Consider the following 18,065-nt stretch of genomic DNA (forward strand, 5'->3'; position numbering starts at 1 on the left):
TATTGGGTCTATCTCCACTCCTCTCCATCGGTGAATGAATAATTCACTCATTTTCATTCATATATTTTGGCACGCCGAAGCGTGCCGGGATCGATCATTATGAATTGTTGTCGCTTAAGTAAGCCCTCGTCACGAGGTCGATTGCGGTTTCACGAGCTGCATCGCGCGGCACCGAGATATCAGGCATTAAGATGTTAGCGTTCATGGCCCACCAGGTCAAAATATCGTTGATGCACTGCACATGGACGCGCGGGTAGTCCAGTTCCCTGATCTCGCCGGCTTCCATGTAGATCGTCAAGTTCTGCTCGAATACTTGGAAGAACTTATCCTTTAGCGGGAAGAAGGCAGCTGCCAACTCACGAAGAATACTCGCATTCGTCTCGATATTTCCGGTCGCAAGAAGGATGTCTGCACTCATATCGAAAATATCCGATACCATCTGCTTAAAGTGCTTAGTAATGGATCCGTTCGCATCTGTGATTCGCAGAACATCGTCGAAGATTCGGTCATTAAGCTTATCGCCAAGCTCATTCAAATGATTCATATCGGCCTCTTCAACCGGCAGCGCAATATCGGAGTCGAGATAGTCTTTATCCAATGACGCGCGGATGACGAAGGTCAGGATGGCCTTTTTACTTGCAAACAGATTGTATATTGTGCCAGTTGCGATACCAGCTGCGGAAGCAATTTCAGATACTTTCGTATTCGCGTATTGCTTGGTATTGAAAAGCCTGCCCGCATGAAAAAAGATGCTGCGAAGTCTAGCGTCTGCCATGTCACACCTCGAAATGAATGATTCATTCACATTGTATGCACGCAGTTACTTGTTGTCAATCCCATCCAGTAAAAACGTTTACGTCATAGAAAACTCTTATTCAATCTAAGCAAGGCTGTAAAATAATCAAGAAGGAATCCCCGAAAGACTCGCGAATATTTGGACATAGTTCTAAGAAGAAGAGGAGAGTAACCATGTATATCGAGGAACAGAAGAAGATCGTACCGTCCAGGGCTGACTCTAGCAATCCTTGATAGCTTCCAATCGTCGCCCCTGTCGGTATCAGATGATAGAGGAGAGTGACTAATGAACCATATTTACTATGTCGAATGCGATGCTGCGCACGCGAGCAACTTTTACTTTGATATTCCCCAAGGTCATAACTGCTGGCTCCTTGTCATCACCAAGACTCCCGCTCAATTCTGGGTCGATGGGGAGCTTAAGGAATACCCCGCTCATAGAGCCATTGTTTATCGTGCGCATCAGAAAATTTATTACAAGGCTTGTGCCGAGACATACGTTAATAACTGGATCCGTTTTTCATCCGACGAAGCCTATATTACCAAAACATCGCTTCCGTTCGGCATTCCATTCTCTATAGATGATCCTGACTACTGCCACAAGCTATTTGAGCTGTTGGTCATCGAGCACAACTTTAACAGAGACTACAAAAAAACATCAATCGATCATCTGCTCCGGATTATGTTTAACAAACTTCTGGAATCCTATTTCCATGATGGTTTTACACCTCAATACTATAATTTATTAAAACTTCGCTCAGCCATTCAGAACAACCCCGGCGACCAATGGACCGTTCCCAATATGGCAGACTCTCTCGGAGTCAGCCCAGGTTATCTGCAGTCTATTTACAAAAAGACCTTCGGCATCTCCTGCATGGAAGATGTCATCAACAGCCGAATCCGGTTGGCCAAAGAATATTTGTATTTGTTCCATGGCACCCAAAGCGTTGCCGAAATCGCCTTTCAATGCGGATATCATAATGTGGAACACTTCTGCCGGCAATTCAAACAAATAACCGGCTATACACCCAGAGGATTCCAAATAAAAGACGATTTCGCAGCCGCTTCGGTCATCTCGTCATAGCAAACAAAGCCGACAAGCCATCCATATCTCATAGATCGGCTTCATCCGGCTTGTCGGCCTATACGTACTTTTACAACGGGTTTTTCTTGAAATATTGCCCGATGATGAATTTCATAATATCGCTAGGCTGATCTCTGATGAATTCAGCTTGATCCGCGAAGCGCATGCCGTATGGCGCCTTCGACGTATAGGGCTCCCACCGCGGCAAGTCGTCTCCCGTAGAATCTTTGCCGTTCGGATCTCCCGAGCGGATGAAGTTCGCCCAGTAATGGCACATCTGCCTTGCAAGATCGTAATGTTTGCCTATGAAAGGTCTCCAGCATTTGGCTAAGGTCTCGAAGAAGAACCAGAGATCCACCGAGTGGAACGTTCCTGGATTGTCCCATCCAGGAATCTCCGCATCGAAATTGTAATAGTACATCGGGAGGTTGACGCCGGTATCCGTATTGACCTGCCCGGCGATCCGAATCGCGTATTCAATGCTGCTTACGGATGCTTGTCTCAAGACCTCATCGAAGTTTCCTGACGAGAATCCGCAAAGTGCCAGAAAATCTTCGGCATCATCGCCGAACAGGTCGACTGCCAAGGTTTTGAACTCATCCGGCGTAGTAACCTGAGGGACATTGAAAAACTCGGATGACGTATGGCCGAACATTACCGGTACCGGCCAGCGCTTGTTCTGAAGAAGCCGTTCGAACGGGTCGCCTACGTTGAACTTGTTATCGATAACGGTGCCCCAGAACGCTTTGGACGCCAGATACTTATCGCGGACGTAGACCGCATCAAGCTTACGGGCATCCGCAAGCGAGGATACGCCGAGAGATTCAAAGAAGCGAACGCCATCTTGTTCAGCTTCTTCCAAGGTGCGCAGAAACCTTGGCGTGCGGCCTCCTGGGTAGAGTCTCGTGATTAACCCGCTCTGAATGATCGCTCTTTGGAAGAGTCCTTCGTTCTGGGGCGAAGTGAGCTGGTTCATAACACTGCCGCCCCCTGCCGACTGCCCGCCGATGGTGATGTTGTCCGGATCGCCGCCGAAAGCCGCAATATTGCGTTTGACCCAGTTCGTAGCGAATTGTTGGTCGAGGTGACCGAAGTTCGCCGGAGCTTCCGGCGATTCCTCGGTAATCTCCGGATGGCATAGAAATCCGAATACGTTCAGACGATAATTGATCGTCACCACGACAACGCCTCTTCGAGCAATGCGTTCGCCGTCGAACTCCATTTCCGCCGGATGGCCTACCTGCAGCCCTCCCCCGAAATACCATACGAATACCGGCAGCTTCTCGTCGGAACGGTTTGCCGGGGTCCACACGTTAAGGTAGAGACAATCCTCGTCCATGGCAATATCCGGTTCCACAGCCCATTCTCGAGTGTAGATATTATTGACGTCGATTTCCTGTCTGACCTGCATGGAGACCGGCGCGAATTCGTAAGCTTTAAGAACGTCCTCCCACTCTCTCGCAGGCTGCGGAGCACGCCAACGGTTCTCGGCTACGGGCGGGGCAGCAAATGGAATCCCCTTGAAACTTGTGATTCGGGGATCGGCTGCCGGCAGCCCTTGAACGACCCCGCCTTCAACTCTTACGACTCTAAGCATATTTGATTTCCTCCTTTAGTAAAAAGGCCGGGGATATATATGTTGATATATATCCCTGGCTTAATAAGAAATAAAGAAATAAGATTTACTTAGTGGCCGTTGCATCAGCACGCATTTTTACAATCTTCTGAGCCCTTTCCGTATCCACGGCAACGACATCATTCCAACCGAGACCTACTACATCTTTCTGCATCTTTGTCCACAGCTGGTCGAACTCGGCTTGATCTTTCGCGAATACCATTTTCCAGGATGTGTTCTTCACATAGTCCGAGATTTGGCTTCGTTTGTTCTTAACGTCCGATGAATCGCTTCCAAGGCTTGTGTTAATGTTCGGCACGATATCGATCATATTATTCTTCTGGTAGTAGTCCGTTGCATTCGTTGCGTTGAAGGCTTTCTGCCAATCCGTTTTCAGAGCCGTTTTGTTCGCTTCAATGGTACTGCTCCAATAATTTGTGTTATAAAATTCCTTGGTGTCCGGATCTACGACAAAATCGCTCATGATCATGGTGTTAAGCTTGCTCTGTCCGTCCTGGTATCCGCCTCCGCCGTATTCATCTGGAACAGGCGTATTGTTCTGGAAGGCAGTCTGTCCGACTTCGGTAAGCTTAAACTTGCCATCTGTTGTCTTTTCATAGTTAAAGCCTTCAAAACCAGCGGTATAGTAGCGCAGTCCTTCAGGTGAATTGAGCCAATCCAGGAATTCCATGATCCGATCGGGATCCTTCGCTTTTGATCCAATCGCAAATACTCTTCCGCTGCCGTAATAAGCGTCGCTGTTCTGAATGATATGAGTATCCGCGATCGGAACCGAAACATTGCCGTCCCCGTTCTTGCCTCTCTCAATCGTATTGTAGAAGCCTGTCTGCCAAGAGTACCACAAGAGAAGAACCTGCTTGTTGGTCAGCTTCTCGGCTACTTTGTTCCAATCCTGGGTAGGAGAGTCGGGATCGACCAGCCCCTGTTGATTGGCGTCAAAAAAGAATTGAAGAATCTTCTTGTACATGCTGTTGTCGTCGATGAGCGGAACGATGTCGCCCTTCGCATTTAACTGAATGGTCGAAGTGCCATCCGGCTGTTGGTAACCATACCAACCGCTCAGCCAGCGCACGTTCTCCATGCCGCCTCCATCCCAATCCTTCCACAGGGTGATCGGAACGATCGGCTTACCGTCCGGCGTCTTCGGATACTTCTCTTGCATTTGCTTCAAGACGTTCAGAAGGTCGTTCAGATTGTTGAGCTTGGGAGCCCCAACTCCCTTGTAATAATCCCAAGGCATGATCGGGCTCGAGTAAGGGAGCTCTTCCGAGAAGGTCGTAGGCGACGTATCGGCTTCGAACGTCGGCAAAGCGTATATCTTGCCTTCCGGATTGACTTTATCGAAGGCCGCGTTGAATGGCTTAAAATGTTTGTCCACGTACTGAGACAAGTACTTCGTATTTTTGAGCTGATCCGTGAGATCCATGACAAGACCGGCCGGAATCAGTTCTTCCAACTGGCTGTTATCGACGATCACAAGATCCCCCAGGTCGCCCGCTGCCGTTCTCGTCTTGTATAACTGATCGCCTGCCACTTGAGGAGCAAGTATGTTCAACGTGATATTGAATTTATCTTTGATAATCTTGCCATACCAACCGGTCTGCTCTCCTTGGTAATTGGCCGCATTGTCGAATACGGTGATGGTAAGCGGCTTGCTATGATCGATCGTGCCGGTAGCTTGAGTTGCGCTTGTACTCGTACCTGTGTCAGACGACTTGTCGGATGAAGATGTATTGTCGGATCCGCTGCTGCACCCGGTCAATGCGACCGACACCACTAACAGACCAGCCAACGATACTAACACTGATTCCCTTGCGGATTTCTTGTTTTTACTCAAGTTCATCCCCCACTTTTGTCAATGTTTTTTGGTCAAATGTATTATAATAGCGCAGGTCAACCTTTGACGGCGCCGATCATAATCCCCTTAACGAAGAACCTCTGGAAGATCGGATAAACCAACAGGATGGGCGCCACGACGATAATGGTCACCGTCATTCGGATGGAAGTCGTCGTCTGCTTGGTCGTCAGACTGGCCATAGCCGTCGAGCCGGCGTTCTGAAGATTGACCATGGTCGATAATGAACTCGCCTGATTAATGTAGTTGTATAGAATAAACTGCAAGCTGTAGAGCTTGCTGTCCGTCACCAACAGCAGCGTGTCCTGAAAAGAATTCCACTGGTCTACCGCGGCGAAGATTGCGACCGTCGCCAATATGGGCTTGCTTATAGGCAGCATGATCCTGAAGAAGATGGTCATGACGCCGGCCCCGTCGATGCTGGCTGCCTGCTGCAGTTCCTTCGGCGTTGACTCCACGAACGTCTTGACCAGAATGATGAAGAAAGGCGCGACGATCGTCGGCAGAATATAAGCTAGAAAGTTGTTAGTCAGATGCAGCGATCTCATGGTCAAATACCATGGAATAATCCCGGCACTGAAAAACATCGTAATAATCGTGTAGCGATACCAGAATTTCCGCCCCCACATATCCTCTTGGCTAAACATGAAGCCCAGGAATGCCGAAGCCCCTACCGTCAAAGAGGTTCCGATGACCGTTCTTCCTATCGACACTAGCGCCGCGTGCCCCAGCCCCGGGATCTTAAACACGTCGACGTAGTTCTGGAAATGGATATGCTTCGGAAAGAATACGACATCGCCTCTGGCGCTGATATCATTAGCGCTGATGGTGTTAATGATGAGCGAGTAAAAAGGATAGATGCAGACGAAAGCGAACAGGGAAAACAAGGTATAGATCACAACGGAAATCAACTTGTCCGTCGCGCTGACCTGATATCTCACTTTTTTATCGAAGCGGCTTTGACGTACCTGTTCTTGTGACGTTAGATTGACTGTGCTGTCGCTCATACAATGCCCTCTCCTCTTAACAATTTGGATAGTCCGTTCACCGAGAAGAGAAGTACGACGCTAATCAAGCTCTTCAGCATGCTGATCGCGACGGACACCGAATAGCTGCCGCCACCCATGGCTAGGTTGTATACGTACAGATCCAATGCCTGTATGCTGTCCTTATTAAAAGCATTCTGGAAGACGAAGTATTGCTCCAGGCCGTTATTTAAGAAGCTCGCGATTTGCAGCATCAGCAGCACGAAATACGTCGGCAGCATGCTTGGCAGGACAACATATCGAATGACCTGCATTCTTGTCGCGCCATCCACATGAGCTGCTTCATAAAGTGAATCGTCGATTCCCATGATCGCCGCGATATACAGGATGGCTGACCACCCCAGCACTTTCCAAGTCGTCCACAACCACATCATCAGCCACACATGATGCGAGCTTTGAAGGGGTAATATCGGAGAATCAATACCTAATTGCCGCAAAAGACCATTGACGATGCCATCGCTGGAGAACATGGTGAACGCCAGCGAATAGACCAATACCCAGCTGATGAAGTTCGGAAGAGTCGTAACCGTCTGGATGAACTTGCGAAAACGGACAGCCTTGATCTCGGTCAGGAAGATTGCAAAAACCATGGGAAGCCAAGAGAAGAGAAGGTTTAAGCCGCTCAATCCGAACGTGTTCTTAATGATCTGCAGCAGTTGATCGACCTTCACCTGGTTCTCAACCAAGGAATGAAACCACTGGAAACCGACAAATGGCGATTTCGATAACGGAATCGGCGGCGAATAGTCGAAGAAAGCATAGACCCATCCATATAACGGGTAGTAAGCAAAGATAGCGAGCAGAGCCATGAAGGGCAGTATATAGAGAAACTTCCTTATAGACATGCTTCTTATACCGTTTTTTTGTACGTGCATCATGTCACTCCTCTTTGTTATGGTGCTGTTCGTAAAATCCAACGGATCGTTCAAATAAATGAACTTTCCTAATATAAAGGGTAACAAAGCGCTTGATGATGACAACGTTTTCATGCGTGAACTTATCATAGGACATCGACTTTTTCTAAACAATGACCGATCCTCATCGTTTATTGATCTATTCTCATCGCAGGTATTCGACGGCATATGTTTTCCCTGATCCGCTGGCACCCGTTACAATAACAGGTAACCTATTCCCCATTCGTCTCCCCTCATTTTTTGAACACGCCCATACAAGAGACATCTCTGCTTTCCTAACTAAAGAAAAATACTCCGTTCCCCTTTAGTAAGAGAACGGAGTATTTCTCAATGAATGTCTCGTCGAACCAATGCAGGTTGTTTCATAACAAAGGACCGTCTACCCGACGGCCCTTTGAAGTAACGAATGGGTTTGGTGAAAACTGCTATTAATTTGATTGTTCGCCATTCGAACCGGCGTAGAATGTTAAGTAGTTCTCTATCTGGCAGCTAGCAGGTTATTGGACCTTCGATTGGGATAACAAGTATTGGGCATCCCGGATCAAGCAATCAGCAGCTTCCACTGAAATATGCTTGCCTCTCTGCGCTTTCACTTCATTCACCAAGGCTGCAAGCGCATTCGAAGACAATTTGCTTAGCAGGCTGTTTGCGATACCTGCATTATCGATCCACCCCGACTTCTTAAAGTTGGTTATCAAGGTCTGCATGGATTGGATGCTGGTAGTCGTCTGGAATACGATCTTCTTGCTGCTTGTATTTCCGGCAAAGTCACTTGCAGTGACAATCAACGTATGCGAACCGAGCGTCAGCGTATAGAGCGGTATAGCCGCTCCTTGCTGCACGCCTTTCCCATCCAGTGTGATCGTCGTCTTGGCGGCGTCAACTCCGGATAAGCTATCCTTCAGCGAGATGTCCGCCGTAATAGCAAGCGAATCGTTGTACGAGCCGTTTGTCACATCCGTTAATGTAATTTCCGGCGCGGTCGAATCCAGGTTGAAGTTGATGGTTTTAACGGATTCAACATTGCCGGCGTTGTCCGTCGAACGATAGCTCACTGTCTGTTGGCCGTCTTGACTAATAGTGACAGGCGCCGTGTAGATTTGCCATGCAGATCCGTCATTCAGACTATACTCCGTCTTGGCTGCGCCCGTTCCATTGTCGCTTGCAGTCAAGCTGACTGTCACATCCGATGTATACCAGCCGTTGCTTCCATTTGGAGCCGATGGATTTATAGCAGCTGTTGCAACAGGAGCATCATGATCGCTGTCGGCAAATGCGGTGACAAACACAAGATTGGCAGTAGAACCAACAGTATGCTCATTTGTGGTCCATTCGGTATAACAATCCATAAAGTTTTTGGCAGGGAATATGGAGATTAGCGGATTATTATACTGATTAGGCCCTAACGGCATAATCCCTTTCGGCACCCCTGGTCTAGGGTCGTTGTTCATAATCCCATATACATGTTCTAGACTGTCTTCGCCATATCCCGTTACAAAGCTTTTTCTCAATGGATTAGCGCCTAGAATATAATTTAATGCAGCAAGCGCCATATTGTTAATCGTTTCGTTATTCATACCTAGAAGCTTGGAACCGATCAGGGCTTCTGTAGCCGTATTAAGTATGATGTTGTTGCTGCCCCAGTAATAATTTCCTTGATAAATCGTATTATTCCAAGCATTGTTTCGATATCTATCCGTTTTGTGGTTTAACCAAATCGTAAATTCATCTTTATACCAGTTCACCGCATCCATGTCGCGGTTATCAGATCCCATGTAGTAGAAGAATGCCCAATGCCAAGCGCCGAGCCAATCTCCTGTCGGATCCTCAAATCTATCCTTGCTTTGCGCATAGCTATTCACAAAGTAGTCGTTATACTTTGCATCGCCGGTAACCCGATACAAAGATGCGGCGGCCATCAGCCTCGATTCCTTATCGGTGTCAGATTCATAAGTTCCTGACGGACCTTTAATATTATCGGGATTTTGTTCGAGATACATCCAGGCAAGCTTAGCAGCCTCTAAACATTTATCGGCAAACGCCGGATCATACTTGGCATACACGATTGAAGCATGTGCTAAAGCGGCTGCTGCCCATGCCGTATCATTGGTCGGCCTTACATTTGCGGCATCGTCTCTTTTATCCCTTATTGCCCTAGTATTATTATCATTATTCATTGACTCGACTTTGGCGTAGAAACCGCCGCTTTCAGGGTCTTGCATATTCAGAATCCACTCAAGTTCCCATCTTGCTTCATCAAGGATATCAGGAACATTATTTCCGCTTTCCGGTATATTGGTCTGATCCGTATAGGTCTCCGGGAAGAACTCAATAGACCATAATAGAGTCATAACCGCCCCCGCTCCTGCAGTTACATACTTTCCTTTATCACCGGCATCAAACCAGCCTTTCGATACGTCTTTAACAACCGCTGAATTGGATTCAAAGGCGGCAGCCGTATCCATAGGCGTTATATCCGCCCTTGGATAAGGAGTGTACTGCGGCTCAAGCGCAATTCCTGAACGTTGAAAATAATAATATTTGGCCGCATCCTCCAATAATGGCTTATAAACATCATCTCCGATCTTAAATTTGGGAGACTTATTTATACCGGTTGCATTAACCGTAATATAATAATCACCCGGTTCTTTAAGGTCCGAGAATACAGCTTTTAGAACCCTTTCTCCGGAATCAATGTCATAATTTTTCACGAGTGCCAGTTGCCCGCCGTAAGCAACTGTGTCGTCAGCAGCTCTCCTTACCTGGAACGGGGTTCCGACATCAGCGGTTAATACATCCTCAAATCCGGAAACATAGGCGTATTTCTCGGAAGCGTTCCGGAATCCCAACTGATTTACTTTAATAGCCGGAAATCCTGGTTCTTTATCGGGAGAAGTTAGTTTAATCTGATTCAACCAAACCGTAACCGGTTCGTCGTTTGCTCTGTCCAGTAGGATAGACTTTGCATTGTATTCATCCAAATCAACCGAGGGGTCATTGTAAATATCCTTTAAGGGGATCTTTACATGCTGCCAATCCGTAGTAACTGTAACGTAATCCGTTATTGATTTAAATACAGTATGTTCAACGCCCGACGCACGTCTCTCGACATGGTCATCGCCGCCGATTTTAAATTGCTCTCCGCCGTTTTTGCCCTTTACATTAAACTCCAGATATCCGTTCGGAACATAATTGTGCATATCATGATTGGCCCATCCTGCCATTACAAGCACAGCGGACATCCAATCTACCTTCGTTGAAATATTAAATCGCAATGAAGGTAAATTCTCATAGGTTTCTTGCGTATCGACAGGCAAACCACCGTTTACCGTTTCCAATCCGCCGCTGCTCCCGGACCACCCGCTGTAACTATCTTTGAATACATAATAGTCCGGGAGGTTTCTCCACCCTTCAGGCGCGCCGTAACTGCTTGCATAGGCCTCCATAGACGGCGAGATTACAGGCGTAAATCCGATTGCAATACCAGCGATTAGAGTTATTATTTTTTTACCTTTCATAAACTGCCTCCTCATTCATTTGAGAATAATCGACATTACGATCAGGAGATAAAAGTAGACCTGACGCACTGCTGTCCTCTCTCGAATTAAACCGCTTACAAAAATCCGAATATCACCTCCTAGAATACCCGTATAGCTATAAATTTTCATGTCGTAGTAATTGAATCTTGTTGGAAAATGCCGAGTGGACCTGCGGGAGTGGAAAAAAGTAGGGGCATATTTACGATCATATCAGAAGGATTGAGAAGTATCCTTAGTATTTCGGCCACAAAACTAGCATAATAAAGACATCCTCGCATCTCGAAACATATTCGATGTGTTTCTTGCTTGTGTTGTGTGTCAGAATTAGTGAGAAAAATGAAGTAAAAAACGTTGATTTATCAAGGGGGGTTTTCATAATTCATGATCCAAAAACGTAATCTCTGCTTCAGTAAATCCTGTTCTGATTTTTCTCATGATGTTCATTCCCCTTGTGTTCCTCGATAGTATGATTAAACACAAAACCCGTAAGAGGTCACTTTTTTCAAAGTGTCCATCTTACGGGTTATAGTTCATAGCCACACTCGCATGTGGCGCTTGTCTATTCCTCAAGCAAGCTACTATTCTCTCTTTGAATTAATTGAGTAATAAGGAACAACGTCAATTACATACTTTTTACCAGACCGTTTTTAATATTTTTTTTAAATCATAGTCATAAATGCTGAGGTATCCTTTAGGTGTAAAGTATTTTCTAAATGATGCCCTGCTAACGGGATACAATATTTCCCATTTTTTTACATTTAGATCAACGTATAAAACATTGGTTTCCTTATTTTTTTCTAATCGCCCTACTTCACCCACTAAAAGAAATTTATTTTCGATTTCAAACCATTTAAAATCAAACTCCTTATCATCTAGATACTTATTCGGGCTATTTAGGGATACTTTCACAGCAATGTTCTCTTCTAAATGTGTATTAGTATTTGTTTTTGCAATCCATCCAGTATCAAGAACATATTTAGATTCTGTAACACAAATATAATTTCCAACTTTTAATTTTTGTTGTGCATCTTCGAGTTTAATTGCAAACTTGATTGGAACAAAGTTCAACAATATCGGAATTAATAATACACATAAAGTAATAGAGATAACTATTCTCTTCACTCTCCCGACTCTATCCATTACCATTTACATCACCCTTATCATGTAAACTTCAACAAAGTCGCCCCGCCTGTCGCTTCAGGGTATCGTGCAGAGCCAGTACTGGAAAATCCATATGACATTCTTGCTAAGTCAACAAATTCAGCGTAAGTAGACCATTTACCACCTAGTGCTCTGTTGACTTTTGCTTTCCAAGAAAAATACTCTCTTGGATACATCATATATTGATATGTTGTTTTACCTTCATATGCCCAAGTAGTCCCTCCAACTTGGTTAACCCAAGCCTGAGCAAAACTTTGACTTCCGCCTGTTCCAGTATTGCACGAGTAAAACCATGAAGTAGGATCTGAAAACGCATTACTATTAATGTACTGAATATTAGCTATAGTTAAATTTAAATTCTGATTGTATGAAGAACTATAATTATATCCTAATGGTATCATGCCAGTTAACCCATGTGAGAACACCGTAAAACTGGTTATTTTATCATTCATCCTACTGTTACCACCAGTCTTATTGTTAATGTAATTAATGAAATCGTCCGCACTACTTAATTTTACTATATTTACATTTAGTGAGCTAACAGCTTCTGAGAAGTTAGCCCAATCTTCATCACTCCACCCTGCATCGGCAATAAGCCATGCAATTGTTTCGTTGGGATTAGCTTCCCTTAATTCCATAATTTTTTTCAATGCAGGTTCAATAAAATTATAACTATATCCCCCATGGGAATCGACAGAATAATCCCCACCCGATACGACTATTCCTTCGTGTCCACTTGGATCAAAATACTTTATAGGATTATTAGTTACATACGTATAAAGATTTGACGTCAACGGATTCGTAATATCCCCTTCATACGTATCCTTATTTATAAATCGTTTATCGACGGGGTTATAATAACGAGCCCGGAGATAGATTAGCCCAGATTCATCATCATAGATTTCCCCAGTGTACTTGAATGGATTTGACATCCGTTCAACCTTTGAGATAATATTGCCCCAGATATCATAATCATAACTATTAAGAATAGCTCCTGTATTATCCCGGATCTCAACGACGTCACCGTGTCCATTATACGTATAATATCCCGCTTTGTTTGAGGCTACGTCCTTTCGGTAAAGCAGCTCATTTCCCCAAATGTTACGCCCAATCGTATTACCACTAGTATCAAGTTCTTCAATGACATGTCCGTTCAGATAGACGTATCGCGTCTTGACCCCATTTACCGTCTTCGTTGCACGAAGACCATCTCCATAATAGGTATAACTTGCCGTGGCTGTAGGAGAGGCATACGTACTGAGTTGATCCAATGCGTTGTACGAATAGTTCTGGTTGGCGATAGATAAAGTGTTGCCTCTCGCATCATACGTATACGTTTTATTGACAGTAGGAGAGGTATAAGTACTAATTTGATTCAATACATTGTATGAATAGTTCTGGTCACCGATGGTCAAAATATTACCTTTTTTATCATACGAATACGTGTTATTGAGGTTTAAGCCGACAGAGGTTTCGTTCTTGATTCGATTCAGATCATCATATTTGAAGTCAAATCGCGTTCCATTCCTGTCGATGGACGATATGTTCCCCATGCCGTCGTAACCGAATGTTTCAGACCATACGTTGGAACTACTACCATTGGTTACTTTCACACTGGTTAACTCATCGAATGCATCGGTAAGCCGAGTCTGAGTCATCCCGTTAGGCGACGAAATCGAATACTTATTCTGGTTGTTTGATGTTTCGTATGCATACGTCACTGTTCCCATATCCGGATAGGAGACCGTTTGTAAACGGCTCAGCTTATCATACGTATAGGTAACCGCCTTGTTATCAGGATAGGTCATTTGCGTTAGCCGATCGTAACTATCATATCCCAATATATAAGACTTTCCGGCAACGGTTTGTTTATCCATCCGCTTCCATTGATCATAATGATACGACAAGTTTTCATTGTCCTTGGTCGTTACACCAGTCAGTTGCCTTGTCGTCGGATCATACGTATACTTTCTCCAGTATACTTCGGTCCCTGATGCATTTTTGATACTCTCTTGGCTCGGCTCATTGTAATCCGTATACGCGTAAATGTGAATGAATCCATTCTCGTCAGTATACTGATTAAGTAACCCATTATTCTTATACGTATAGAGCTCCGAAAGTCCGGCTGCATTGGTCTTCTTCAATAGTGTGCCGATTTCATTAAATAGGTAGTTTCGCTGCGTTACACCATCAACTTTAACATTCGTCACTTGCCCCGCGCTATTGTTCACATAATCGTAGTTCTGTCCCAAACTATCCGTTACATGGATTAGATTACCGATCGCATCGTAAGCGTACGAAGTTGATTGGTTAATGCCGTTGGCCGTAACGGTTTGATTGGTCAAATAACCAAACGGTGTATAACGGTTAGTCGTCAACCGCAATTTAGTAGCGCTCTGCTCCTGATTCTTCACCAACTGACCCAGCTTATCAGAGTAAGACCACGTTTCTTTGCCATCCGGTTCTATAACCTTGACTGTTGATTGAAGCGTACTCGACGAACCATTGATAGCATAGACAGCGTTACTGTAGTAATACTTCGTCTGTTGGCCTAATGGATTCGTTAGTGTGCTTAGTTCACCATTCTTGCCGTACACGTACGACGTTTTCTGATTATTGTCGTTATATGGTTTTGTCTCTTTAAGTAACACTCCGCTGCTGTCATATTCGTTCTTTAGCACAATACGGCTGGCGCTGCCTGTGACCTGTCTTGTCTGAACATCAACCTCACCAAATGGTGTGTACCGTGTCAGAGTCGATTCACCGTCCGGTGATACCATGGTGACTATGCGATTCGCGTCGTCATAGCTATAACTGGTTGTCCGAGGCGATGCAGTCGTAACGGTAGGAGTGAACTTGTCCGTTAGAATCCGATCTTTATAGTCATATGTATATTCCGCTTTGCTGTTGTCCGGATACGTTACCTTGATTAACCGATTAAATGCATCGTACTGATATTGAGTAGACAGAGCTGTTTGGGCTTGTCCGTCACCTAGCTTCGCCTTGACTGTCTGCTTCGTAACATTGAGCAGTTTCGCATCATATTCGAGCGTTTGTTCGGTCGTGCTTGCATTCGTCGAGTACTGCGCGCCGGAGCTCGTTTCCACAATTTTTGTTGGCAATCGGCTTGCTGTATACGAGACATAGTCAGTTGTAGTCGTATCTTGCAAGGTCTGGGTTGAATTGTTTGGATTGCGATATTTACTGATAGTCTTTGCCGTTTTCAACGTACCGTCGGCATTGTAAGTATAATTGTTCTCTACCACGGTCAAACCATCGCTTGAAGTGTTCTTGACGAGACTAACCTTGCGGAAAGGGCCAGTATATTGACTCTCGGTTACGTTACCTGCGGCATCCACTTGATAAATAATAAAACCGTAAGCATCATACTCTTGCTTCACTAACGTACTATAATTGCCTAGATTGCTTGGCAGCGTGCGCGAGTTTCCACTCTTCAAGAACGTCTTGATTGCGGCCGGCGTCGTATCTCCTGCCACTCCTTCTCCGAAGGTCTTGATCAAATATGGCTTCGTCTTCCCATCGTCGTATTGATAGCTGACCGTCTGCTTCGGCGCATAAGAATACTGTGAAGCCCCGTCGTTCAAGCTAAGTCCGTTGCTGAGCGCTGCCGTTTCATTCGTTACGGAGTCGAGCTGAAACTGGCCAAGTTTAGTGGCTGAGAAAGCATAGTTTGTCTTCTTCGTAAAATCACCATAGTAGTACGTGAACGCCGTATTCACTTTATCGCCAGAACGATATCCACCTGCCTGTTCCAGTCGATTTTTTGGTAAATAATTGCTATATGGTGTTTCCGTTATGTTTTGCTTCGGCCGCAGCCAAATTTCATTCGCCTTATTTGTTGTATCTGTGGTAACACTCATCTGTAGGCTTTTTGTCGCATTGTCGCTATTCGTATAGCTGTAATAGACGTTAACGACAGGCAGGTAGCCAATATATTTCAAAAGATAATTATCGATATAAGAACGAATAGTTCCGCGCCTCTGATCCCGCTCTTTAAAGGTGTTATACCACCGCCAGCTTCGATCGAAAGTTTTATACTGTACAGTTGTTTTGAAACCTGTATCATCTGTCACTTCTTTTAGGAGCAGGCTAAGTGCTTCACCGTAGGTGCTCCGATCATGTTCATCGGCGAACGAGGACTCGATCTTGGTTGTCCCGTCGCTGTCTGTCACATCCAGTATGATTTTCGTCCCGTCATACGGCATGAGCCAATAATCGGAGAAGTTGAAATCGACAACCGTTTCAGTCGGATCATAGTAAGTATATGTTTTTAAGACGCGATTATTAATTACATCGCTCACGGAAGACAACTGGAAGTAATTAATGGGACGAAAGCTATTATTACCATAACTTGCACCATTTAGAGATATATTTTTTTGAATCGCTATAAAATCAGCGTTGTAAACAATATGCTTGAGTAGTACGTTGCTACTGTCATAGACCGCAATTCCTATGATTCTATTAGTAGAAGAATTTCTTTCAATCACGATCTTCTGGTTTAAGGAGTCTTTGATCGTCGTACTCCAATTTTCGTTCCAGGGTTCGTTGTAGGTATACGTCACCTTATCTCCGAAAGCATTGGCTTTTTCAAGTAATCTCCCATCTGAACCAAATGTATAGATAAGTTGATCATTATTTAGATATAGTTTAGTTTCCCATCTACTGTTCGCTGAATTATATACGGATTCCCCCATTCTTGCATCTTCATATGGATGACTGATCGACTTGTTACGTTGATCCGATAAAAATCTATAAGTCGTTCCATCTTCGATTGTGAAGGAATAGAAAGCAATATTTAACCCAATTGAACTTATAAGAATACCCGTTGGATAATTAGGGAGAGGATAATTGTTTCGAATCTGCTCTCCCATATCGACATAACCGGATAATTTCATTGTCGGTATATTCAAAGACCACCCGCCGGCAATATAATTAATGTCAGTAGTAACCGGATTACCTGGTATAGTGTTCACTGTCGTGCCACAAGGGTTATAGGATATTATCGGCAAACATCCGTACTGCGGCTCTGCTGCAAACGAACTGTTGGAATCGTAGCTACGGACTAACGAGATATCTAACCCTTCCCGCCCTGGCAGGAAGACATCAACATCTCGCTGATGAAAGGCTCGCATCGTCGGATCGACATCCGAATCGATGTTGTGTTTGTAATCAAATATAGCGTCCTTGAGGGAATACTTAATGTCACTCGACCCACTGGAAGCGGCAGCAGCTACCATCTGATTCGACATGTCTAGTCCGGATTGTTCAAGAGCGTCTGTCGATGGTTCCTGATCGTCTGATTCGGCCTTATCCTCTTCGCTTGTTCCACTATTGTCCATCAGAAGGCTGGTATCCGAGTTGTATTGTATGACGAGTGGGGCCAGCTGCAGTAACAAAGCTTTTTCTTCTTCCCTCATCGTATCGACCATAGAGTTAACGATATCTCGATTCCAGCTTAGTACGATTTGAGTAGAGTTCTCGTCTAGTAGATGCATCAACTCAGGGTAATAATAAGCTGATGCCATCAGCATGACTGACGTAAACGACTGTTGCATCTGCAGAATCTGTTCCATTGTAAAATTGCCGTACTCTGCGATAATCGATAAGTCTGGGCTGCCATTTTGCTGATCCTCAGTCTCTGTATTTAGGTCGACTACACTTTCCTGAATCAACTGCTGCTGTTGTACGCTCTCTCTCTCCACATCATCAGCGTCCACCTTACCCGTAATGGACATTGAAGTAACTAGCAGAGAAATGCCGAGAATAATCGTTAGTAACTTCCTCACTTTGTCCCCTCCACAATAAATTTTCATTTTTTTTCAAAACACTACCATTCTACCATATATAATCCAAAATAAAAGTCTTATAGATTGTAATAATACGGATATCCTTCGCGTCATCTTTCGGTTTTCCATTTTCACAAAGAAGAAACAGCAATAGAGGATCAGCATTAAAGCCATTCCATTTAGTTGGTACCCAGCATACTCCCTACCACAGTCACGGATTGCAATCCG

Annotated in this window: 9 protein-coding genes; 1 reads left to right on the plus strand and 8 read right to left on the minus strand. The window is 44.8% G+C overall.

The window, feature by feature from the left end:
• Positions 1-97: 97 nt before the first annotated feature.
• A complete protein-coding gene (locus H8B09_RS14795; RefSeq protein WP_191204277.1) occupies positions 98-775 on the minus strand; it encodes a TetR/AcrR family transcriptional regulator in 678 nt (225 codons plus the stop codon).
• A gap of 306 nt (positions 776-1,081) precedes the next feature.
• On the opposite strand from H8B09_RS14795, the gene H8B09_RS14800 reads away from it, so the two are divergent.
• Positions 1,082-1,879, plus strand: coding sequence for a helix-turn-helix transcriptional regulator (locus H8B09_RS14800; protein WP_191204278.1), 798 nt, complete (start codon positions 1,082-1,084; stop codon positions 1,877-1,879).
• A 70-nt stretch (positions 1,880-1,949) separates the two neighbouring features.
• Here the strand turns inward: H8B09_RS14800 and H8B09_RS14805 are convergent, their stop codons facing one another.
• The 7 genes from H8B09_RS14805 to H8B09_RS14835 all read right to left on the minus strand — a co-directional run bounded on the left by H8B09_RS14805 (position 1,950) and on the right by H8B09_RS14835 (position 17,837).
• The gene (locus H8B09_RS14805; protein WP_191204279.1) at positions 1,950-3,476 is read right to left on the minus strand and encodes a carboxylesterase/lipase family protein; all 1,527 of its coding nucleotides are present in this window, start codon (positions 3,474-3,476) and stop codon (positions 1,950-1,952) included.
• An 85-nt stretch (positions 3,477-3,561) separates the two neighbouring features.
• Positions 3,562-5,352 (minus strand): type 2 periplasmic-binding domain-containing protein, encoded by a 1,791-nt coding sequence (locus H8B09_RS14810; RefSeq protein ID WP_191204280.1) that lies wholly within the window; start codon positions 5,350-5,352, stop codon positions 3,562-3,564.
• A gap of 56 nt (positions 5,353-5,408) precedes the next feature.
• The gene (locus H8B09_RS14815) at positions 5,409-6,377 is read right to left on the minus strand and encodes a carbohydrate ABC transporter permease (protein ID WP_191204281.1); all 969 of its coding nucleotides are present in this window, start codon (positions 6,375-6,377) and stop codon (positions 5,409-5,411) included.
• Positions 6,374-7,294 (minus strand): ABC transporter permease subunit, encoded by a 921-nt coding sequence (locus H8B09_RS14820; protein ID WP_224753608.1) that lies wholly within the window; start codon positions 7,292-7,294, stop codon positions 6,374-6,376. Before H8B09_RS14820 ends, H8B09_RS14815 begins: the two co-directional genes overlap by 4 nt.
• 533 nt (positions 7,295-7,827) lie before the next feature.
• The gene (locus tag H8B09_RS14825; RefSeq protein ID WP_191204283.1) at positions 7,828-10,848 is read right to left on the minus strand and encodes a glycoside hydrolase family 9 protein; all 3,021 of its coding nucleotides are present in this window, start codon (positions 10,846-10,848) and stop codon (positions 7,828-7,830) included.
• A 654-nt stretch (positions 10,849-11,502) separates the two neighbouring features.
• Positions 11,503-12,015: a hypothetical protein gene (locus tag H8B09_RS14830; RefSeq protein WP_224753609.1), complete on the minus strand. Its 513-nt coding sequence runs from the start codon at positions 12,013-12,015 to the stop codon at positions 11,503-11,505.
• Positions 12,016-12,029: 14 nt separating this feature from the next.
• Complete coding sequence (locus tag H8B09_RS14835) at positions 12,030-17,837, minus strand: RHS repeat domain-containing protein (protein ID WP_318152628.1); 5,808 nt, start codon at positions 17,835-17,837, stop codon at positions 12,030-12,032.
• Positions 17,838-18,065 lie beyond the last annotated feature (228 nt).

The organism is Paenibacillus terricola (assembly GCF_014779765.1).
In the GTDB taxonomy this organism is placed as follows: Bacteria; Bacillota; Bacilli; order Paenibacillales; family Paenibacillaceae; genus Paenibacillus_T; species Paenibacillus_T terricola.

Excerpts from the sequence above, each read along its gene's own strand:
- H8B09_RS14795 (WP_191204277.1), bottom strand. The coding sequence starts at position 775 with ATGGCAGACGCTAGACTTCGCAGCATCTTTTTTCATGCGGGCAGGCTT.
- H8B09_RS14800 (WP_191204278.1), top strand. The coding sequence starts at position 1,082 with ATGAACCATATTTACTATGTCGAATGCGATGCTGCGCACGCGAGCAAC.
- H8B09_RS14805 (WP_191204279.1), bottom strand. The coding sequence starts at position 3,476 with ATGCTTAGAGTCGTAAGAGTTGAAGGCGGGGTCGTTCAAGGGCTGCCG.
- H8B09_RS14815 (WP_191204281.1), bottom strand. The coding sequence starts at position 6,377 with ATGAGCGACAGCACAGTCAATCTAACGTCACAAGAACAGGTACGTCAA.
- H8B09_RS14820 (WP_224753608.1), bottom strand. The coding sequence starts at position 7,294 with ATGATGCACGTACAAAAAAACGGTATAAGAAGCATGTCTATAAGGAAG.
- H8B09_RS14825 (WP_191204283.1), bottom strand. The coding sequence starts at position 10,848 with ATGAAAGGTAAAAAAATAATAACTCTAATCGCTGGTATTGCAATCGGA.
- H8B09_RS14830 (WP_224753609.1), bottom strand. The coding sequence starts at position 12,015 with ATGGTAATGGATAGAGTCGGGAGAGTGAAGAGAATAGTTATCTCTATT.